General features: G+C 73.1%; 19 protein-coding genes. 6 read left to right on the top strand and 13 right to left on the bottom strand.

What is annotated here, in order from left to right:
• Nucleotides 1-3: 3 nt before the first annotated feature.
• Genes IW245_RS19315 through IW245_RS19290 form a run of 6 tightly spaced genes read right to left on the bottom strand, consistent with a single transcriptional unit; the run spans nucleotide 4 to nucleotide 6,369 of the window.
• Entirely contained in the window at nucleotides 4-858 is an 855-nt protein-coding gene (locus tag IW245_RS19315) for a glycosyltransferase family 2 protein (protein ID WP_231398860.1), read from the bottom strand.
• A complete protein-coding gene (locus IW245_RS19310; protein ID WP_233473135.1) occupies nucleotides 855-1,787 on the bottom strand; it encodes a glycosyltransferase family 2 protein in 933 nt (310 codons plus the stop codon). The genes IW245_RS19315 and IW245_RS19310 overlap by 4 nt, the downstream gene beginning before the upstream one ends.
• A complete protein-coding gene (locus tag IW245_RS19305) occupies nucleotides 1,784-3,181 on the bottom strand; it encodes an O-antigen polymerase (protein WP_197004570.1) in 1,398 nt (465 codons plus the stop codon). The genes IW245_RS19310 and IW245_RS19305 overlap by 4 nt, the downstream gene beginning before the upstream one ends.
• Nucleotides 3,168-4,250 (bottom strand): glycosyltransferase family 4 protein, encoded by a 1,083-nt coding sequence (locus tag IW245_RS19300; protein WP_197004569.1) that lies wholly within the window; start codon nucleotides 4,248-4,250, stop codon nucleotides 3,168-3,170. Before IW245_RS19300 ends, IW245_RS19305 begins: the two co-directional genes overlap by 14 nt.
• Entirely contained in the window at nucleotides 4,247-5,104 is an 858-nt protein-coding gene (locus IW245_RS19295) for a glycosyltransferase (RefSeq protein ID WP_197004568.1), read from the bottom strand. Before IW245_RS19295 ends, IW245_RS19300 begins: the two co-directional genes overlap by 4 nt.
• A gap of 2 nt (nucleotides 5,105-5,106) precedes the next feature.
• Nucleotides 5,107-6,369, bottom strand: a complete 1,263-nt coding sequence (locus tag IW245_RS19290) for a lipopolysaccharide biosynthesis protein (protein WP_233473136.1) — start codon at nucleotides 6,367-6,369, stop codon at nucleotides 5,107-5,109.
• A 281-nt stretch (nucleotides 6,370-6,650) separates the two neighbouring features.
• Between IW245_RS19290 and IW245_RS19285 the strand changes: the two genes are divergently transcribed.
• Nucleotides 6,651-7,331 carry a YveK family protein gene (locus IW245_RS19285; protein ID WP_197004567.1) on the top strand — a complete coding sequence of 227 codons (681 nt, stop codon included), beginning with the start codon at nucleotides 6,651-6,653 and terminating at the stop codon, nucleotides 7,329-7,331.
• 125 nt (nucleotides 7,332-7,456) lie between these two features.
• Nucleotides 7,457-8,671 (top strand): LCP family protein, encoded by a 1,215-nt coding sequence (locus tag IW245_RS19280; RefSeq protein WP_197004566.1) that lies wholly within the window; start codon nucleotides 7,457-7,459, stop codon nucleotides 8,669-8,671.
• Nucleotides 8,672-8,759: 88 nt separating this feature from the next.
• On the opposite strand, the gene IW245_RS19275 is transcribed toward IW245_RS19280, so the two are convergent.
• A complete protein-coding gene (locus tag IW245_RS19275) occupies nucleotides 8,760-10,451 on the bottom strand; it encodes a YML083C domain-containing protein (RefSeq protein ID WP_197004565.1) in 1,692 nt (563 codons plus the stop codon).
• A 127-nt stretch (nucleotides 10,452-10,578) separates the two neighbouring features.
• Nucleotides 10,579-11,535 carry a threonine ammonia-lyase gene (locus IW245_RS19270; RefSeq protein WP_197004564.1) on the bottom strand — a complete coding sequence of 319 codons (957 nt, stop codon included), beginning with the start codon at nucleotides 11,533-11,535 and terminating at the stop codon, nucleotides 10,579-10,581.
• Between the two features lie 84 nt (nucleotides 11,536-11,619).
• On the opposite strand from IW245_RS19270, the gene IW245_RS19265 reads away from it, so the two are divergent.
• Nucleotides 11,620-12,513 carry a LysR family transcriptional regulator gene (locus tag IW245_RS19265; protein ID WP_197004563.1) on the top strand — a complete coding sequence of 298 codons (894 nt, stop codon included), beginning with the start codon at nucleotides 11,620-11,622 and terminating at the stop codon, nucleotides 12,511-12,513.
• Entirely contained in the window at nucleotides 12,510-13,601 is a 1,092-nt protein-coding gene (locus tag IW245_RS19260; RefSeq protein ID WP_197004562.1) for a hypothetical protein, read from the top strand. Before IW245_RS19265 ends, IW245_RS19260 begins: the two co-directional genes overlap by 4 nt.
• A 26-nt stretch (nucleotides 13,602-13,627) precedes the next feature.
• Here the strand turns inward: IW245_RS19260 and IW245_RS19255 are convergent, their stop codons facing one another.
• On the bottom strand, nucleotides 13,628-14,158 hold the full coding sequence (locus IW245_RS19255) for a GNAT family N-acetyltransferase (RefSeq protein WP_197004561.1): 531 nt from the start codon (nucleotides 14,156-14,158) through the stop codon (nucleotides 13,628-13,630).
• Nucleotides 14,155-14,745 (bottom strand): TetR/AcrR family transcriptional regulator, encoded by a 591-nt coding sequence (locus IW245_RS19250; protein WP_197004560.1) that lies wholly within the window; start codon nucleotides 14,743-14,745, stop codon nucleotides 14,155-14,157. Before IW245_RS19250 ends, IW245_RS19255 begins: the two co-directional genes overlap by 4 nt.
• Before the next feature lie 83 nt (nucleotides 14,746-14,828).
• On the opposite strand from IW245_RS19250, the gene IW245_RS19245 reads away from it, so the two are divergent.
• Together IW245_RS19245 and IW245_RS19240 are read left to right on the top strand one after the other, a co-directional pair.
• Nucleotides 14,829-15,188 (top strand): nuclear transport factor 2 family protein, encoded by a 360-nt coding sequence (locus IW245_RS19245; RefSeq protein WP_197004559.1) that lies wholly within the window; start codon nucleotides 14,829-14,831, stop codon nucleotides 15,186-15,188.
• A gap of 164 nt (nucleotides 15,189-15,352) precedes the next feature.
• The gene (locus IW245_RS19240) at nucleotides 15,353-15,739 is read left to right on the top strand and encodes a DnaJ family domain-containing protein (RefSeq protein WP_197004558.1); all 387 of its coding nucleotides are present in this window, start codon (nucleotides 15,353-15,355) and stop codon (nucleotides 15,737-15,739) included.
• 6 nt (nucleotides 15,740-15,745) lie between these two features.
• Here the strand turns inward: IW245_RS19240 and IW245_RS19235 are convergent, their stop codons facing one another.
• From IW245_RS19235 to lon, 3 genes are all read right to left on the bottom strand, one after another.
• Nucleotides 15,746-16,264, bottom strand: coding sequence for a GNAT family N-acetyltransferase (locus tag IW245_RS19235; RefSeq protein ID WP_197004557.1), 519 nt, complete (start codon nucleotides 16,262-16,264; stop codon nucleotides 15,746-15,748).
• A 31-nt stretch (nucleotides 16,265-16,295) separates the two neighbouring features.
• Nucleotides 16,296-17,570, bottom strand: coding sequence for an alpha/beta hydrolase family protein (locus IW245_RS19230; RefSeq protein WP_197004556.1), 1,275 nt, complete (start codon nucleotides 17,568-17,570; stop codon nucleotides 16,296-16,298).
• Nucleotides 17,571-17,699: 129 nt separating this feature from the next.
• Complete coding sequence (lon, locus tag IW245_RS19225) at nucleotides 17,700-20,162, bottom strand: endopeptidase La (RefSeq protein WP_197004555.1); 2,463 nt, start codon at nucleotides 20,160-20,162, stop codon at nucleotides 17,700-17,702.
• Nucleotides 20,163-20,208: the final 46 nt, after the last annotated feature.

Here is a 20,208-nt window from a genome sequence, read left to right as displayed (position 1 = left end):
ATCCTAGGGGGACACGGGCCCCTTCGGGGAGAGGGAGATCCGGGTCCCCTGATGGGCGGCGGCGAGCCGGTGCCGGCGTCGGGCACCCGGGACACCGAGGACGAATTCCGGGTACATGCCGTAGAACGTCCTCGCGGCCTTCAGCTCCAGACTGTGGGCCCGCGACCAGCGGAAGGTGTTCGTGGCACGCCCCCAGTGGTGGGTCCAGCGCACGTCGCCCAGCACCGCGACCGGCATGTCGTTCGCCCACGCCCGCAGGCATACCTCGGCGTCCTCGTAGTAGAGGAAGAACCGCTCGTTCCAGCCACCCATCCGGGTGAAGTCCGCGGTGCGCGCGCCGACCGCCGCGCCGATCACCCAGGCGACCCAGCGCGCCTCGCCCGGCCCGGGGACGATCCGGTACCCGGCGTGCAGGGACGAGAAGGGCCACAGCTTCCGGTTGCCCAACTTCGCCGTCACGTACGGGAAGCCCCGGCCGTTGGGCTGCAGCTGGCCGTCGGTGCCGAGCAGCTGGGGCGCGACCAGGCCGCCGTGCGTGTCCAGGTGCGCCCGGAGCCGGCCGAAGCCCGAGGGGTCGACCACGAGGTCCGGATTGGCGAACATCACGTACGGCGTCGCCACGTGGCGCAACCCGGCGTTGTTGGCGCGGGAGAACCCGACATTGGCCGGCAGCCGGATCACCGTGGCGCCGAGCTCCTCGGCGACCGCGACGGAGTCGTCGGAGGAGGCGTTGTCCACGACGATCCACCGGTACGGCTTCGGCGCGGACCCGTCCCAGCAGCGGCGCAGCGTCTCCGCCGAGTTGTAGCTGACGGTGATGACGCTCCACATCGCTGCGTCTGCGGCGTACCCGTTCATGATGCGGACCTTCCGGCGGAGAGATAGGTGCGGAGCAGGCGGAAGCCGAAACGGCGGCCGGTGCGCCGGCGGCGCGCCCGTGGCCCCTGGGCGAGCCCGTGGCCCACGCCCTTCAGGAAGGCCCCGAGCAGACCCTGCCGGGCCTTGCGCACGGCGAGCGCCAGGTGGGTGAGGACCAGCAGCGGCAGCATGACCGCCATCAGCGGGACCGAGAAGTTGCGCCACGCCACGAGCAGCCGGTTGCGGGCGAGCAGGAAGGCGCGGAACTCGCCGAGTCCGCTGTCGCCCTCCACGCTGTGCCCCCAGGCGTGCGGCAGGTCGAGGTCGAGGGTGCGGGTGCGCACCCCGGCGGCGTACATCCGGAAGGCCAGGTCCGCGTCCTCGCCCCAGGCGAACATGGGCTCGTCGAAGCCGCCGGTGCGCTCGAAGAGCTCCCGGGGCAGCACCGCCGCGCCGCCGGAGGGGCCGAGCGGACCCCGGCCCAGGTCCGCGGGCCGGTCGATGAACAGGCCGATCGGATGCAGGTCGATGCCGACGTAGCTGCGGCCGTGCATCCGCATGCCCACCGCGACCGGGGACGAGGGATCGGCGTCGATCGCCGCGAGCACCAGCCCGAGTGAGTCCCCGTGCAGCCAGACGTCCGGATTGAGCAGCATGACGTGCCCGGCGTCGACAGCGGCCACGGCCCGGTTGCAGCCGCCGGCGAACCCGGGGTTGGTGTGGTCGGGCAGGTAGCGGTACCCCTCGTCGCCGAGACAGGCCCGGATGACCTCGAGGCTGCCGTCGTCGGGGGTGTTGTTCACGAAGACGTACTCGACGGGCAGGCCCTGCCCGCTGGCCACCCAGGTGGGCAGTGTCTCGCGCAGCATCTCGGCCGACCGGTAGAGCACGGTGATCACCGAGAGTCGGGGCGTGGGACGGGAACTCACAGTACGGTGCCTTTGTTCGTGTCGCGTCTGACGACCAGGTGGAGGCAGAACAGGGCTGGTGCCAGCGACATCCAGAACGGCTGGACCGCCGGGTAGAACTCGTAGATCCCGAACGCGGAGAAGTAGACGAGGAAGGCCGTGCCGAGTTGCCCGGCGGGGGACCGGGACCGCTCGAGCTTCCACTCGGCGAGGCCGACGCCCACGCCCAGCAGCGCGAGGTAGAAGGCTGCCCCCACAGGCCCGAAGTCCATCAGCGGGATCGCCACCGCCGTGGCCGTGTTCATGAAGAAGGGTTCGCTGAGCTGCGAGGTCTGCCGGTAGAACTCACCCTCGGACCGGGCTCCGAGCAGCGCATGGCCGGGCGAGCCGGAGAACATCAACGAGTAGCCGCCGTACGCCGGGTCCTGGTTCTCGTGCTGTGCCCACAGCCGTCCGAACGTCTCCACCGAGGCGCTCAGCGACAGGTCGAGCGAACCGACCGACGACGCCAGGGCGTTGTTCCCGTACTGCGCCCGGAACTGGTTCTCGAAGTCGCCCTGGCCGGCGAGGGTCCGCTGGCCGCCGAGGAAGACCGCCGCGCCGACAGCGAGGACGCCGATCCCCACGATGCCGAACACGAGTTTCCGCCGGGTCCGCGGCGAGAGCTGCCGACCGGTGCGCCGCACGGACAGCGCGGCGATCAGGCCGGGGACGATGCCGATCAGCACGGAGTTCTTGCTCGCGCCCAGGGCCGCGCCGACGGTGAACACCAGGGTCAGTACCCCGAAGATCCATCGGCGCTGTTTCGCGCCGGCCAGGAGACGCAGCAGGCTGACCGACATCCCGACCGTCCACGCCTCGGAGAGCAGGCCGGCGTAGATGCTGGCGCGGCCGGCGAGCAGGCTCCGGGCGACGTCGGGGTTGTCGGCGAACAGGGGCGGAACCGTGGTGCCGAACCGGAGGAAGGCCGCCAGGACCGCGGCGGCCAGCGTGCCGAGCAGGAAGAGGAGCAGCACCCGGTCCCGGGGCCACCGCAGGGCCGGACCGCCCGCCGGGCCTCGAGGCAGGGCCCACCGGGCGGAACGGCGGTGCAGGCCGGGCTTGTCGCTGCGGGCGCAGAACAGGCGGGTAGCAGCCCAGGCGCCGAGGAAGCAGGCGGCGTAGCAGGCCAGCACGGGCACGACCGCCGCGCCGGCCCAGGAGTCGTAGGGGCCGGGCAGGACGAGAACGGCGAGGAAGGCCACCGCCCAGGCCGCCGCGCACGCCGCGAGCCAGATGCTGACCCGGTACGCCGCGACACAGCCCACGAGGAGTGCCGCGGTGGCGCCGGCCGCGGGCGAATACACGGCCAGCAGGGCGACCGCGCCGATGGCGAACGGCGGAACGCTCGCCGCCAGGCCGTCAGGGAGCTTCATCGAGAATCGTCCGGTACATGCTCTCCCACCGGTCGACGAACCGGTCGAAGGCGTACTCCTCGGCGTACCGTCCGGCGATCCCCAGCCGCTGGGCGGGCGTGGACGATGCCGTGGCCTCGCGGATCGCCGACGCGAAGGCCGCAGGCTCCAGCGCGGCCTGAACCGCCATGGTGCCCGCCGCGTGCCGGGTCACCTCGGCCAGACCGCCGGCTCCGGTGTGCACGACCGGCACCCCCAGCGACAGCGCCTCCAGGGCACTGAGCCCGAACGACTCGACCCGGGACGGGACGATCAGGCAGTCGATCGACCGCAGGAAGTCTGCGGCGACCACCCGGCCGAGCACCTCGACGTTGGGCCCCGGCCGGACGGGCACCGAACCCTCGCCGGCGACCAGGAAGGTGGCGTCGGGCATCAGGGCGGCGGTCGGCTCGATGAGGTCCGCGCCCTTCTCGGGCTCCAGCCTGCCCATGTAGCCCACCCGCAGGGCGGACCCGGGCTCGCGCGGGGCCGCCACCGGCCAGTCCGCCGGCAGCGGGTTGGGGATCACCCGGAGGTTGCCCACCTTGCCCTTGGTGACCAGATCGTCGGCCTCGAACTGGGAGACGGCGACCGTGGTGTGCGACCGCAGCCTGCGCATCAGGAGGTCGAGGGCGATGTTCGACTGCACGCTGGCCCGGGCCCGGAAACCGTCCACAGTGTCACGGTACTGCCAGAGGCTGTTGTGCAGCGTGACCACGAGCGGGATCCCGCGCAGGTCGACGCCGAGCGCGGCCCGGCAGTGCATGGCCGCCGACAGGAGGTGGGAGCACACGATGTCCGGCTTCACCCGCCGGACCTCGCGGCGGATCGCCCGCACGTAGGACAGGTCGAGACGGCTACGGGCCGACAGGTCGGTCCACGGCACGCCCGCCGCCCGCAGCAGCCTGCCGACCTCGTCGTCGGGCGTGTACGCGACCACCTCGACGCCCCGGTCCGCCAGCGCCGGGATCAGGTCGACCAGAATGCGCTCCGCACCGCCGAGTTGCCGACGGCCGGAGCCGCCGGTGGTGCAGACATACATGATCCTCATCGGGAGCGCAGTCCCTCCAGCGCGCCACGGCCGATCCCGCGTCGCACGGCGTCCCTGCCCAACAGGCCCCGCCACAGGGCCCCGAGCGTGTATGCCGTCGCCGCGATCCGGCCGGACCCGCCGCCGCCGAGCTGCCGGGCGGCCCGGACGAACTCCCGGGTCTGCCGCTGCGCGATCTCCGCGGAGCTCCACCGGCGCTGGGAGCTCGCGTCGCCGAGGTGGTTGATGGTCGCGTCGGTGATGTAGGCGATCCGCATGCCCAGCTTCCGCTGCACCGCCCAGCACAGGCGCAGGTCCTCGGAGTAGAAGTAGGAGGTCTCGTCCACCCCGCCGATCGCCTCGAAGTCCCGCCGGCGCATGACGACGAACGGCCCGGTCAGCCAGTCGGCGACCGCGGGCTCGGCGGTGATCCGCAGCCGGGGCACGAGCAGGTTCAGCCCGACGGCGTGCGCGATGCCCAGACCGGGGGTGAGGAAGCGGCCGCCAGCGGTCTCGTCGCTCCCGTCCGGGTTGACCACCTGGGGGAAGGCCGCGCCGACGTCGGGCGCGTCCAGCGCGGCCAGCAGCCGGTCGACGCTGTCGCTGTGCACGATCACGTCGTTGTTGGCCAGGATGATGTTCGTCCTGGTGGCGTGGCGTGCGCCGAGGTTCATCCCCCGGGCGTAGCCGAGATTCTCGCCGGACTGGACGTACTGCGCGCCGACCTCCCCGCACAGTGCCTCGACGGCGTCCCGGATCGGTGCGGAGCTGCCGTTGTCGACCACGATGATCTCGGCTGCGGTCGGCAGGGACCGGACACACTGCGCGGTGCGGTCGATGTCCTCCCAGGCCAGAACGACGATCGAGACGTCCATATCTACATTGCTCCATGCGTGGGCGTGGACGGGGACCGGCGGAGCCACCGCCAGGTGATGACGGCTTGCAGCAGGTACGCGAGCGACACGGCGGCGGCCGCGCCGAACGCGTCGAAGAGCGGGATCACGACGAGGAAGCAGGGCAGGGCCGCGGCCAGGCCGATCAGGGCGATGACGGTGGTGGCCCGTTCCCCGGTCCGTTTGAGCAGGGTCGCGCCCCAGATCTTGCTCGTGGCGACCGCGAGGATGCCCGGCAGCAGCAGCACGGCGTACAGCCACGCGTTCGAGTACTCGTCGGAGAGCCAGCCGATCCCCGCGAGCCCGATCACGGCGAGGACGGCCAGTGGAGCCGCTGACCGGAGCACGGCCTTCCCGGAGCCCGAGATGTTCTCCTGCCCACGGTGGGCGAGCACCCGCTGCGCCGCGACGACCGAACCGGCCTGGGCGAACTCCATCGCGGCGACCGCCAGCGCGTAGACGCCCAGCGGCCCGGCGCCGGCGACCCGGGCGAGCAGGATCTGGTCGAGGCGCATCGTCAGCATCTGGGCGCACATGCCCAGGTGCAGCTTCCCGATCGCGGCGAGGTCCGCACGCCGGTCCCCGGGCCCGGGCTGGGCAGGGACGGGCTGCGCGCCGCCGAAGCCCCGGCCCCACCGCAGCACCATCAGGGTCAGGGTGAGCGCGATGAAGACCTGGAATCCGAGCCACACCCAGGCCCAGGCGCGACCGTCGAGGTCGCCGATCAGGTACAGCGTCCCGTACCCGGCGATGAGCAGCACGCCACCGGCCGAACGCACCGCGTAGACGACGGTGAAGTGCTTCAGTCGCAGCCCCAGGGCCGTGCACGCGTTGAAGACGGTGAGCGCGGCGGCGGCGCCCATGCCGACCGCCGTGCTGCCGATGCCGGCGATGGCGGACAGCACCGCCGCGACCAGCGCGGAGGTGAGCACGCTGCCGGCGAGGAGGGTCGACAGCCAGGTCAGCCCGCGCCGGAGAACCCAGCCGTGCGGGCGGGAGAGCAGGAAGGTGTCGATGGAGAAGCTGCCCACGGACGCGCCCAGGGTGGCGCTGACGATGCTCGCGGCCAGGCCACCCCGGTCGGCGGGCGGCAGGGCGACGGACATGAGCGCGGCGCAGCCGGTCAGACCGAGCGAGGCCATGTACAACCGCTCCGGCGAGAACAGTCTGGCTACGACGGAGGTCCGAGTGGGGAGAGCCGCAGCCGCGGGCACCTCGGCCGTGGCGGATTTGCCCACCTCAGGCACCGGTGATCCTTTCCGAGCGTTCGCTGTCCAAGACTGGCAAGCGGAAAGGAAACTCAGCCCCGTGCCCCCGCAGTCGCTGGGGGATCTTTCTACCGGAAGCGTCTTAGATCCACAAGGCCCGCTGGCCGGTACGCCGGGCCACTTTTACCGACAAAGCGGCCTGAGAAGTGGGGAAAACACCCACAAAATCCAACCGATCGGATGAGGCGGTGCTGGTCACTCCGACCGCGCTCCGGCCAGGGTAGCCTGGACCCGTTCGGGCGCCAGACCGCGGGAGAGCCATGCCGAAGCACGACTATCTCCGCGCCCTCAAGGTGTACTGGCCGATCGTCCTCGTCACAGCCGTGCTGACCACCGGGCTGCTGTTCGCCGTCGAACTGCGCGAACCGGACGTGTTCAAGGCGCGGACCAGCCTGACCGCCACGTTCACCAAGTCGACCACGTTGAGCCCCACCGCTCCGCTGGCGCTGCGGTTGAAGCAGCGTCAGACCAAGACGTTCTGTGGCAAGGCGATGAGCCTGCAGATCCTGGGCAAGGTCATCGAGTCGTTGGACCTGCCGTACTCGTACCCGGAACTCCTCAGTCGGGTCCAGGCCTGGTCGCCGGTCGACAGTTACCGGATCGAGGTCGTCGTGACCGACACCGACGCGGAGCGGGCCTCGGACATCGCCAACACGATCGCCGAGGAACTCGTCCGGTATGTCGCCTACCAGGTGCCGGACAAGGAGCTCGGCGCCACCGCCCGCCTGACCCAGACCGACGTCGGCTGGACCCCGTCCGGGCCGGAACCCGTGTCCTGGGCCACACCCCTGTTCGGCGGATCGCTCGGCGGCGGCGCCCTCGGCCTCGGCCTCGCGGTCGTCCTGATGGCCCGCGCCGACCGCCGCCGCACCCGACCCGACGAGCCCGGACAACCACCGGCCGCGCGGGGCGTCGCCAGGGTCCCCGACCCCGGACGCTGACCGTCCACCGAACACGCACCGTGGTTGAACGCCCGACACCGTACGAAGGTGGCAGTGAGATCCGTCGCTCACAGCGACCAGCTCAGGGGCAAAAGTCGACAGCCAGCCCCTGTACTCTCTCGGCTATGTCGCACCCCTACGACGGACAGCATCCGCCCGACCGCGGCCCCGACGACGCCGGACGGAGCCGACGGCACCGCAGGCAGGAGTCGGACGACCGCCAGGACCATGCAGCCCAGGAGCACCGGGGAGGCGAGTACGGCCCGGCCCGCACCATCCGGGAGGCGGACACGCCCACCCAGGTCATCGACGCGCGCGCGATCCGGGCGGCCACCGACGGCCCGACCGGGCCCGGCGGGACGAGACCGGCCGCGAAGCCCCGGCGTCGGCGTACCAGGAAGATCCTGTTGATCTGCCTCGTCGTGTTCGCGCTGCTGTGCGGCACCGCCGGCTTCGCCGGGTGGTGGTATCTGCAGTCGTTCAACAAGAACGTGACCCGGACCGACGCCTTCGACGGCCTGGTGGAGGCGGAACGGCCCGCCAAGGTCGACACCAAGTCGATGAACATCCTCGTCCTGGGCAGCGACTCCCGCGACCCGGACACGTCGGGCTCCCGCGCGGACACGATCATGGTCGCGCACGTGACCGCGGATCGGAAGACCGCGCAGATCGTCTCGATCCCCCGCGACAGCTGGGTGGACATTCCCAAGGCCCCCGACGGCAACGGCGGGGCCAAGGGGAAGATCAACTGGGCGTTCGCCCAGGGCGGGCTGCCGTTGATGATCCGGATGGTCGAGTCGTTCACGAAGATCCGGATCGACAACGTGATCGTGATCGACTTCGCGGGCTTCAAGAGCGTCGTCGACGCCGTGGGCGGCATCGACATCGACAACGACGTCACGTTCACGTCGTACTTCAATCCCAACAACGTGTACAAGAAGGGCCGGATCCACCTCGACGGTGACCTCGCCCTCGAGTACGCGCGGACCCGCAAGACCTTGACCGACGGCGACTTCGGCCGGATGCGCCATCAGCAGATGGTGGTGAAGGGGGTTCTCGACAAGGCCACCAGCGCCGGGACCATCGCCAACCCCGGTAAGCTCACCGCCTTCCTGGAATCCATCGCCAAGACCATCACGACGGACAAGGACTTCAACCTGGTGTCCACCGCGATGGACCTCAGGAGCATCTCGAGCAGCAACATCACGTTCCTGACCAGCCCGAACAAGGGCACCGGGATGGTGGGCGACCAGAGCGTCGTCCTGGTGGACACCGAAAAGGCCCTGGCACTGTTCGCCGCGCTGCAGAACGACAAGGGCGCGACCCTTCCCCCGGGCTGAGGCCTGATCGCGCACACGCCTGGTTGATCGCACACACGCGAAAGGGGCGGCCCGCTACGGGCCGCCCCTTTCGCGTACGCGTTCCCGGCTAGTTCACGGCGCTCCACACGCTGTGCCCGACCTTCTGCAGCGCGTTCGCCTGGCTGATGGGGCCGGCCAGCCGCACCACGACCTGCCGGTCGACGGGCCCGGAGGGAACACTGGACCAGTACCGGATCAGCACGATCCCGTAGCGCGTCGTGCCATTCGGGCCGGGGACCTTCTCCGACGTGACCCGGACGGTGTTCGGGCCCGACAGGTTCCACTGCAGACCCCAGGCCGGCTGCTTCGCCCGCAGGTCGGTGCGCATCTGCTCGGTGCAGCCCGGCGGGCAGGCCTGCACCTCGATCTCCGCCTCCACCGGCTCCGCCTGGAACCGGTCCGCACAGGTGTACAGGACGAGGTCCGCCGGCTGGTCCGTGCGCAGCTGGCACTTCCACCCGGCCGGCACCTTGAAGTCGAAGCCGAGATCCACCGCCGACGGCACGGCCACCGGCCGGTCCGTGGCCCCGAACGTCGACCACGCCGACGGGTACCCACCGGCCGCCGGCGGTTCGAGGCCGGGGGCGGAGCCGCCCACCATGGAGGTCCACCCGGTCGGGGCGGGGCTCGGCGTGGCGGTGGCCGTGACGGTGGGCTTGCCCTTCAACGTCGTGTACGCGATCACGCCACCCCCGACGAGCAACGCGAGCACCAGGACGGACAGGCACGCGATGAGCACGGTCCGTGAGTTCTTCCGGGGCTGGGTGTAGCCGTACTGCACCGGCGGGTACGGCCCCGCCGGCCCGGACACCGGGGCCGGCACCGCGGACACCGGCTGCCCGTAGCCCGGCACCCCGGACACGGGATGGCCGTAGGTCGGCGTCGCGGACACCGGTTGGCCGTAGGCGGGGGTCGCGGAGACGGGCTGTCCGAAGGACGGGGTCGCGGACCCGGGCTGGCCGTAGCCGGACGCGGGTTGCCCGTAGCCGGACGCCCCGGACACCGGCTGCCCGTAGCCGGGCTGGCTCGACACCGGCGGCGCGGACATCGGCTCGGCCGGCATGGGCTGGGCCGCCATCGGCTGGCTGGGCCACGCCTGATCCGGATGCTGGGGCACCGGCGGAGTCGGCTGCTGGTACATCGGCTGCTGGGGGAACTGCGACGCCGCCGGCTGGGCCGGCGCGGGATCGGCCGGCCACTGGTGCTGCGCGGGAGCTGTGTCCGCGTGCCACTGGTGCTGAACCGGAGCCGGATCCGCCGGCCACTGGTGCTGCGGTTGCTGCGGCAGCAGCGAGTGCGCCCCGCCGTCGGCCGGAGCGTCGGCCCGCTGCCGGGGAGGCTGCACCGGCAGCTGGTGCACCACCGTGCTCGGCTCCGGCGGGGGCGTGGGGGAGAACTGGTGCACCATGGTCGTGTCGTCGCGGGACGGCGGAAGCTGTGTGCCCTCCACCGGCGTGTAGTGGATGCCCATCGCGCCGAAGAACTGGCGCGGCCCCTCCTCGCCCTCGCCGGCGAACGCGATCCAGGGCCGCCGCGCGGTGGTGTCCGTGCCGATGACCTGGTAGGAGGACGCCTCGGACCGCTCGATGAAGTTGATGGCGAACAGGAAGCTCGACCGCTTGCCGTTGTCCCGCTTCGCCGAGTCGTCCAGGACCACGACGGTCAACCCCTGCCCGGCCGGGTCGGTGCCGAGCCACGCCTCCGCGACCGTGGACCGCGCCAGGGCGCGACGCAACGTGTAGGAGCCTATCTTCGCCATCGTGCCTCTTTCGTTCTCGGGGAGCGTAGTGATGGTAACCAGCCGGGGCGAGCGCTGCGGGGCCCGAAGCGTCGGGAGCGGGACACTCGGGCCATAAGAGAGCCACATCACGTCGGGGGAGGCGGTCTCAGCTTCCGGCGAGCGCGGCGACCTCCGCCGGCGAGGCGTTGCCGCCCGAACACACCACGGCCACCCGCAGACCGGCGAACTCCGCCGGCCGGGCCAGCACGGCCGCCAGCGCCGCGGCCCCCGCCCCCTCGGCGAGGGTGTGCGCGTGACTGGCCAGCAGCCGGGCCGCCGCGGCGATCTGCGCGTCGGTGACCAGGTGGAAGTCCGCGAGCTCCCGCATCAGGTACTGCGGCAGCGTGAACCCGCGCCCCGTCGCCAGCCCGTCCACCACCGTCCGGTTGGGCCGGCGCACGCAGCGGCCCTCCCGCCACGAGTCGTGCCCGGCCGGCGACGCCGCGGACTGCACGGCGATCACCCGGCAGCGCGGGGCGAGCTCCGCGGCCACCACGCAGGCGGCTGCCGCGCCGGTGCCGCTGCCCACCGGTACCAGGACGGCGTCGAGGTCCGGCACGGCCTCGAAGATCTCCAGGAACGCCGTGCCGACCCCCGACAGCAGGGCCGGGGTGTCCCCGGGGCTGACCAGCAGCCCGCCCCCGGCGGCGGCCAGCTCCTCGGCGCGCGCCTGGGCGTCGGAGATGTCGGCGCCGTGCAGGACGACGGTCGCGCCGAGCGACCGGACGGCGCGGACCTTGGCCTCGTTCGCCGCCGCCGGCATCACGACCGTGCACGGCGCGGCGTGTGCGGTGCTGGCGTACGCGATCGACTGGGCGTGGTTGCCGGTCGAGTAGGTGACCACCCCCCGGGCGCGCTGGTCTGGGGTCAGCCCGGCGAGCAGGGTCAGCCCGCCGCGGACCTTGAACGCGCCGACCGGTTGGACGTTCTCGTGCTTGACGTACACGGTCGCGCCGAGGGCGGCGTCGAGGGCCGGATAGGCCCACATCGGGGTGGCTGGCAGGTGTCTGACCAGGACTTCCCGGGCGGCGAGGACGTCGGCGAAGGTGGGTGCTGCTTCCATGTCCCCAGAGTGCGGCCGCACCGACACATCAGTCCAATGCCAGTTGGAGTGGCAACCCATCAATCTCATTGATAGTTTGGGGCGATGCTCGACGTCACCCGCCTGCGGGTCCTCGCCGCCGTCGCCCGGCACGGTTCGGTCACCGCCGCCGCCCGCGAGCTCGGCTACGCCCAGCCCTCCGTCAGCCACCACCTCGCCCGGCTCGAGGCGGAGACCGGCAGCCAGCTCGTCCAGCGGGTCGGCCGGGGCGTGCGGCTCACCGACGCCGGCCGGATGCTCGCCGAGCGGGGCGAGGAGATCCTCGGCCGGCTGGACGCGGCGGAGGCGGAACTGGCCGCGTACTCCGGGCTGCGCGCCGGGCGGGTCCGGCTCGCGGCGTTCCCGTCGGCGCTGGGCACGTTCGTGCCGCGGGCCGCCGCGGCGTTCCGGGCCGAGCACCCCGAGGTCGAGCTGCGGTTCGCCGAGGCGGAGCCGCCCGAGGCGGTGCGGCTGCTGCGGGCGGGGGAGGTGGAGGTGGCGCTCCTTTTCGGGTACCCGGGGATCTCCTCCTCGGAGGACGACGGCCTGCGGCAGACCGCCCTGCTCAGCGAGCCCCTCTATCTCGTGGCCCCGGCGGACGTGCCCGGCGACCGGCTCGCCGACCACGCCGGGTCGCGGTGGATCGCCGGCTGCGAACGGTGCCGGGGTCACCTGGTGCGCTCCTGCGCGGACGCCGGCTTCCACCCGGACCTGGCGTTCACCACGGACGACTACGTGGCCGTGCAGGCCCTCGTCGCCGCGGGTCTGGGCGTCGCGACCCTGCCGGGCCTGGCCCTGGCGGCGCACCGCGACCCCCGGGTGCGGATCGAGCGGCTGCCGGGCGACGCGCGGCTGGTCACCGCCGCCGTGCACGGCACGCCCCCGGACCCGCCGGCCACGGCGTCCCTCCTGACCTACCTCGCGGCCGCGGCCCGCACGACCCTGGCCGGCACCCCGTGACCCCCACCCCCGACCGGGGCGCGCCGACCGGCTCCGAACCCGGCGCGCGGACGGGTCCGATGACGGCGGGGGCCGCGCGGGCCGCGGCCGTCGACTGGGTGACCCGGCACGCCGCGCCGGAACCCGGCTTCCTGGGCGCCTACTTCGGCGGCTCCACCGTCGCGCTGCCCGACGACGCGCCGGTCCCCGCCGGGTCCGATGTGGACGTGTTCCTCGTCGTCGAGGAGCCGGGCGCGAAGGTGGGCAAGTTCGAGTACCACGGCGCCCTCCTGGAGATCAGCCCGTTGCCGGCAGCGGGCCTGGCGACGCCCGAGCAGGTGCTGGGGCGCTACCACCTGGCCGGCCCGTTCCGGACCGACACCGTGATCGCCGACCCGACCGGCCACCTGCGCGCCCTGCACCGCCGGGTGGCCGTCGAGTTCGCCCGGGAGGACTGGGTCCGCCGCCGGTGCGCCGACGTCGCGGTCGCCGAGAGCCTGCGGCGCCAGGACCCGGCAGCCCCCTGGCACGCGCGGGTCACCGGCTGGCTGTTCCCCACGGCGTGCACGGCGCACGTCCTGCTCGTCGCCGCGCTGCGCAACCCGACGGTCCGGCTGCGCCACCTGGCCGTCCGGGGCGTGCTGGCCGACTACGGCCTCTCCGACGGGTACCCGGAGCTGCTGGAACTGCTCGGCTGCGCCACGATGACCGCGGCCACGGCCCGGCGGCACCTCGATGCCCTCGCCGACACGTTCGACGCGGCGGCGGCCGTCGCGCGCACCCGGTTCCCGTTCAGCTCCGACATCACCCCGGCGGCGCGGCCGATCGCGATCGACGCCAGCCGGACGCTGATCGACCGGGGGCTGCACCGCGAGACGGTGTTCTGGACGGCGGCCACCTTCGCCCGGTGCCACGCGATCCTCGCCGCCGACGCGCCCGAACTGGGGGAGCGGCTGGCCCCGGCGTTCGGGGAGCTGACGGCGGACCTCGGAGTGGCGACCGGGGCCGACCTCGCGCGACGGACGGCCGAGGTGCTGGCCTATCTGCCCCGGCTGGCGGAGACGGCGGACGCGATCATCGCCGCGCACCCGGAGATCACCCGCCCCTGACCAGACAGCGTCTCACCGGCCGGCGGCTACCAGACGTCGCCGTCGCGCCAGTCGCAGGTCAGGGCCGCGTCCAGGTCCAGCGGGACTCCGCCGGGGAGGACGTACACACAGTCGTCGGCGTCGGGGGTGGCGGTCACGCCCGTCGGGGTGAGCGCCGATGTCGGGCCGCGCCACAGGTGCCAGCCGCGCGCCGCGTAGAAGGTGGCACCCTCGTCGGTGGCGCCGAGCGCGCCCAGGTCGTACGCGGACCGGACCACGCGTTCCAGCGCCGTCATCATGGTGGCGCCGTGGCCGCGTCCCCGGTGGTCGGCGCGGACGGCGACGCCCTCGACGTAGCCGGCGCGCAGGGCCCGGCCGCCGTGCAGGATCCGGCGCTGGATGACCGCGGCGTGCCCGATCACGGCGTCGCCCTCCCACACGATGGCGTGCACGCCGCCGAGCGAGTGTTCCCAGTCGTGCTCGGTCATGTCGTCGAACACGTCATAGAGCAGCGCCCGGGCCGCGCCCAGCGTGTCGGTGTCCAGGTCCGCGGTGTGCGCGGTGACGAGGCGGCTCACGTGGCGTACCCGTCGAGAAGGGTTTCGACCTCTGTGTCCACTGTGGCCAGGGTGGCCGCCGGATCGGGGGAGCGGGCGATCAGCAGCGCCGCCTCGCACAGCGCGCCGAGCAGCAGGTGGGTCCGGGTCTCCGGGTCGCCCGGCCGCACCAGCCCGGCGTCGGCCGCCGCGGCGATGCCCCGGCGCATCATGGCCAGGGTGTGCTCGCGTTCGAGGTCGCGGACGGTCTCCCAGCCGAGCACGGCCGGGCCGTCGAGCACGATCACCTGGCGGACCACCGGGTCCAGGCTCGCGCGGAGGAACGCCCGGCAGCCGGCCCGCACCGCGGCCCACGCGTCCGGCGCGTCGGCCGCCGCCCCGGCCAGCGCGTCGGCCAGCAGCTGCTCCTGGCGGACGAACACGGCGCGGAACAGCCCCGGCTTGCCCTCGAAGTGGTGGTAGACCGCGCCCTTGGTGACGCCGGCGACCCGGGCGATCTCGTCGATCGAGGTGGCGGCGTAACCGTCACGGCCGAACAGCGCGGCGGCGGCGTCGAGCAGCCCGGTGGTGGTCTCGCCGGTCCGGTCGGCCTGCGTTCGTCGACTCATGGCACCCCCTCTTGACTTACATACTATGGGTATGTAGTTTCCGTACTGCAAGTACGTACCTCAAGTATGGAAGTGGGAATCCGATGGACTTCGTACAGCGCTGGTCCGACTTCTGGGCCAAGCCGGACCCGGCCGGCGTGCACACGATCGCGCACCCCGACATCGTCATGAACTGGCCGGCCGTCGACGAGCCACTGCGCGGGCTGCCCGTCTGGGAGGCGCGGATCGCCGGCATGCTCCAGCGGTTCCCGGACCTGGTCCTGCGGGTCACCGGACACGCGTTCAACGGCGACCTGTGCTTCATCAGTTGGCAGGCGAGCGCCACCGTCGGCGGCCGGCCCGCCACATGGGAGGGCATCGACCGGATGATCCTCCGCGACGACCGGGTGATCGAGTCCATGGTCGCCTTCGACACCTACGACCTGCGGGCGGCCACCGCCTAGCGATCCGCCGACCGCCACCGGCCTCGCGCTCCGGCCGGTGGCGGAGGCCGCGGACCCTTCCCTCCACCGGTGGCGCGCGCCTGCGATCCGGTGGAGATCATCCGGGACGGTGCGATCTGAGGACTTCGCATAGAATCGGGGGTACCCGACGGAGGTGGTGACCCATGCCCGACAGGCACGAGATGCGCGTCGACCAGCAGATCCGTGAGGCGGAGGAGCGCGGCGAGTTCGCGAACCTGCCCGGTGCCGGCAAGCCGATCCCGAACCTCGGCACCCACTACGACGAGAACTGGTGGGTCCGGGAGTACATGCGCCGGGAGAAGCTGACCTTCGTCGGCCCGCCGGCGCTGGCCCTGCGCAAGGAGGCCGAGGACATCATGGACACCCTGGTGAAGGAGCACTCGGAACGGGCCGTGCGCGGCATCGTTGCCGACCTCAACGCCCGGATCCTCGACGTGCGCCGGGGCGCGGTGGAAGGCCCCCCGATCGTGGTGCACACCCTCGACGAGGACGAGGTCGTGGCCCGCTGGCGTGCGGCCCGCGCGGCCTGACGACCCCTACAGCTCCCGGACCAGGACCTGGCACGGCCACAGCACGCCCGTCGGCAGCGGGAACTCCACCAGCTCCGCCGGCGTGAAGCCCTGGCGCTCGTAATAGCCGACCAGGGCGCGGTCGTCGCCGCCGTAGCAGTCCAGCCGGAGCCGGGTCGCGCCCCGTTCCGCCGCGAGGCCGGCCGCGTGGTCCAGGAGACGCGCGCCGATCCCGAGCCCGGCGTGCTCGCGGCTGGTCACGAGCAGCAGCACGTACACCTCCGGGACGGTGGCCGGGGGCAGCTGCGCCGGCACCTCGCCGAGCACCAACGCGCCGAGGGGCACCCCGTCGAGCTCGATCAGCCACAGCCCGCCGTCCCGGCCCCAGCTCTCGGCCTGGCGGAGGCGTCGGGGGCTGGTGGACTGGCGGGCGGTGCCCCACTGGCCGGTGCGGCCCCGGGAGACCAGCCACTCGCCGGCGGCGTCCAGCAGGGCCAGCACGGCGGGAACGTCGGCCGGTCCGCCGGCCCGGATCGTCCATGTCATCAGTCCACTGTAGGAGTCGCGGCGGGCCGGGTCACGGCACTGGGATGAGCTCCGGCCATCCGGTGGTGGCGCCGTCGAGGAGGCCCTCCGGTCCGTTCGGCCCGGTGACCGGGGACCCTGGCCTCGCGTCCGGGGCCTGCAGGCTGGCGGCCGGCGCGGGGCGGAGGAACCGGTCGAAGAAGGCCAGCAGGCACGCGCGTTGGGCCGCCACGGCCCGGCCGGGGTCGACCGTCCCGGCGACCCGCTCGTAGCCGGGCCCGGCCAGGCCCAGCGGACCGGCGAGCTGCGGATAGATCGACTGGAAGTCGGTGAAGCCGTGGTGCGCCGCGCCGACCAGCGTCAGATCCCGCTTCCAGCCGCGATGCCGGGACCAGAAGTCCGCCCACCCCGGATCGCAGCCCGGGGCGTGGCTGCGGGTCCGGAACCCGCCCGCGCCGTCCGACCGGGACAGCGACGCCCCGAGCACCAGGAACGGCCGGTCGTGCCCGTGCAGGTCGACATGCTCCGCCGGCATCGGGTTCGTCGGCGACGCGCCGAGCGGACCGTCCAGATTGGCCCCGGCCACGATCCGGGGATCCAGGGCCACCGCCTCGCACGCCGTGGTCCCGCCCAGCGAGTGCCCGAACATGCCGACCGCGAACCGGGCCCCCGCACCGAACGCCGGACCGCCTCCCGCGCCCCGGTCGATTCCGACGCCGCCCCGTGGGTCCGGAGTCGACCGGTCCGGGGCGAGTCCGGTGCGCTCCAGCGTGTCCAGGACGAACGCCGTGTCGGCGATCCGGGCGTCGAGGGCCCGCCCGATGTGGTCGGCCATCCGTTCCTGGTCCGACGCCACCTCGGCCGTGAGCGTCCCGTCGACCCGCACCCGACCGTCCGGGAACCGCACCGGCGAACCCTCCCCGGGATGGTCGACGGTCACGACCGTGTAGCCGTGGCTGGCCAGGTCGGACACCAGCGTGGTCGTCGTGCCGCGCCCCATCCCGAGCCCGGGGGAGAACAGCACGACCGGGCCGGCCGGGCGGGCGGGAGCGTCGAGATGGCCGGCGGTGGGCGAAACCCATGCCACGGTACCCGCGGGCACACCACCCTCCGCCCCCACGAGCGCGTCGAAGGGTTCCGCCGCGCCGGCCGGCAGCCAGGGCGCCCGGGGCGACCCGGTGACGTCCCGGGCCGGGTACCAGACGCTGACCATCAGCTCGCGGGGACCGTCGGCCAGCCACGGGTCCCGGCGGCCGTGGTCGGTGAGGTGCACGTCGGTCACGCCCACCGGATGCGGCCCGGTCGGCGGGGGAAGCACGAAATCCATGGGCTCTCCGCTCTGGCTGGTGCGGGCAAAGGTACCCGGGGACCGGGCCCGGGCGGCGCCCCGCCTCCTCCACACGCCGAGTGGCGACACCCCGCAGGAGTGTCGCCACCACGTGCCACTTCGGTGCGGTCAGGCCGCGTTCGCCAGCGTCCCCGCCTCCACCGGCCGCAGCGCCAGCCGCACCACGTCGGCCACGTCCGCGACGACGTGGATCGTCAGCTGGTCGCGGACCGTCGCCGGCAGGTCGTCCAGGTCCGGCTCGTTGCGGGCCGGGACGATCACCTCGGTCAGGCCCGCCCGGTGCGCGGCGAGCAGCTTCTGCTTCACGCCGCCGATCGGCAGTACCCGGCCGTTGAGGGTGACCTCGCCGGTCATCCCGATCTCCGGGCGGACCGGTCGGCCGGTGGCCAGCGACGCGAGGGCCGTGACCATCGTGATCCCGGCACTCGGCCCGTCCTTCGGTACCGCGCCGGCGGGGACGTGCAGGTGCAGACGGCGGTGCAGCGCCGCGGGGTCGACGCCGAGTTCCGGACCGTGCGACCGCAGGTAGGACAGCGCGATCTGCGCGGACTCCTTCATCACGTCGCCGAGCTGACCGGTCAGGGTCAGCCCCGGCTCGCCGTCCGCGAGGGCCGTGGCCTCGATGAACAGCACGTCGCCGCCAGCGCCGGTGACCGCGAGCCCGGTCGCCACGCCGGGCACGGCCGTGCGCTCCGCGGACTCCGGGGTGAACCGGGGCCGGCCGAGGTAGTCCTTCAGGTTGGCCACGGTCACCTCGGCCCGCGCACCGCCGACCACCGCACCGTCACCACTTCCCGAGCCGACTGCGTCGCCGCCCGAGCCGCCCTCACGGCCCGAGCCGATCCCACCCGAGCCGTCGACGACGCCGCCCGAGCCGTCCCCGCCGTCACCCGTGACCGGCTCCCCGGCCTCATCGGTGGACAACCGCACAGCCACCTTCCGCAGCACCCGCCCCAACGCCCGTTCGAGCTGCCGCACCCCGGCCTCCCGGGTGTACTCCGACGCCAGCAACCCCAGCACCTCGTCGGTCACCGACACGTCCTCACCGGTCAACCCGGCCCGGTCGAGCTGCCGCGGCCACAGGTGCCCGCGGGCGATGGCGACCTTCTCCGCCTCGGTGTACCCGTCGAGGGTGACGACCTCCATCCGGTCCAGCAGCGGCCCCGGCACGGTGTCGGCGACGTTCGCCGTGGCCAGGAACAGCACGTCGGACAGGTCGAGGTCCACCTCGAGGTAGTGGTCGCGGAACGTGTGGTTCTGCGCCGGGTCGAGCACCTCGAGGAGCGCGGCGGCCGGGTCCCCGGCGTAGCCGGCCGACAGCTTGTCCACCTCGTCGAGCAGCACGACCGGGTTCATCGAGCCAGCCTCCCGGATGGCGCGGACGATCCGGCCGGGCAGCGCGCCCACGTACGTACGCCGGTGGCCTCGGATCTCCGCCTCGTCGCGGATGCCGCCCAGGGACACCCGGACGAACTTCCGGCCGAGCGCCCGCGCGACGGACTCGCCGAGACTGGTCTTGCCCACCCCGGGCGGCCCGACGAGGGCCAGCACCGCGCCGGAGCCGCGCCCGCCGACCACCTGCAGGCCGCGCGCGGCCCGCCGGTTGCGCACCGCCAGGTACTCCAGGATGCGGTCCTTGACGTCCTCCAGCCCCGCGTGGTCGGCGTCGAGCACCTCGCGCGCCTGGCGCAGGTTCGTGTTGTCCTCGGTCCGGGTCGTCCACGGCATCTCCAGCACCGTGTCGAGCCAGGTCCGGATCCAGCCGGCCTCCGGGGACTGGTCGCTGGCGCGCTCGAGCTTGTCGACCTCGCGGATCGCCGCCTCGCGCACCTTCTCCGGCAGGTCGGCGGCCTCCACCCGGGACCGGTAGTCGGCGCTGCCCTCGGGCTCGTCCTCGCCGAGCTCCTTGCGGATCGCCGCGAGCTGCTGGCGGAGCAGGAACTCGCGCTGGGTCTTCTCGACGCTCTCGCGCACGTCCTCGCTGATCTTCTCGGACACGTCGAGTTCGGCGAGGTGGTCGCGGATCCACGCCGTGAGCTTGTCCAGCCGGTCGCCGACGTCGACGGCGGCCAGCAGCTCGGCCTTCTGCTCGACGGACAGCCACGGCGCGTAGCCGGCGGAGTCGGCCAGCTCGGCCGGTTCCGTCATGCGTTCGACGGCGTCGATGACCTGCCAGGCGCTGCGGCGCTGCAGAAGAGCGACCAGCATCGTCTTGTACTCGCGGGCCTGCTCGCGCGCCTTCTCCGTCGCCTCCGGCTCGGTCACCTCGGCGACCTCGACCCACAGGGCTGCCCCCGGCCCCGGCACCCCGGAGCCGATCTTGCCCCGGGCCAGCCCCCGGATGACGGCGGCCGGTTCGCCGCTGGACAGCCGGCCGACCTTCTCGATCACGGCGATCGTGCCGACCGGGCCGTAGTCGCCGTCGAGGCGCGGGACGGCGAGCAGGGTGTCGTCGCCGGCCGCACGGGCCGCGTCGACGGCGGCCTGGGTGGCCGCGTCGAGCGTGACGGGGATGACCATGCCGGGGAGCAGCACCGACTCGGCCAGGGGCAGGACGGGAAGTGTAGCCATGAGGTCACCTCTGTAATCACGTAAACATGAGTCTCTTCGGCTCAAG

Origin of the sequence: Longispora fulva, assembly GCF_015751905.1 — a bacterium.
GTDB classification, from domain to species: domain Bacteria; phylum Actinomycetota; class Actinomycetes; order Mycobacteriales; family Micromonosporaceae; genus Longispora; species Longispora fulva.
This window is presented reverse-complemented; position numbering and strand designations above follow the sequence as displayed.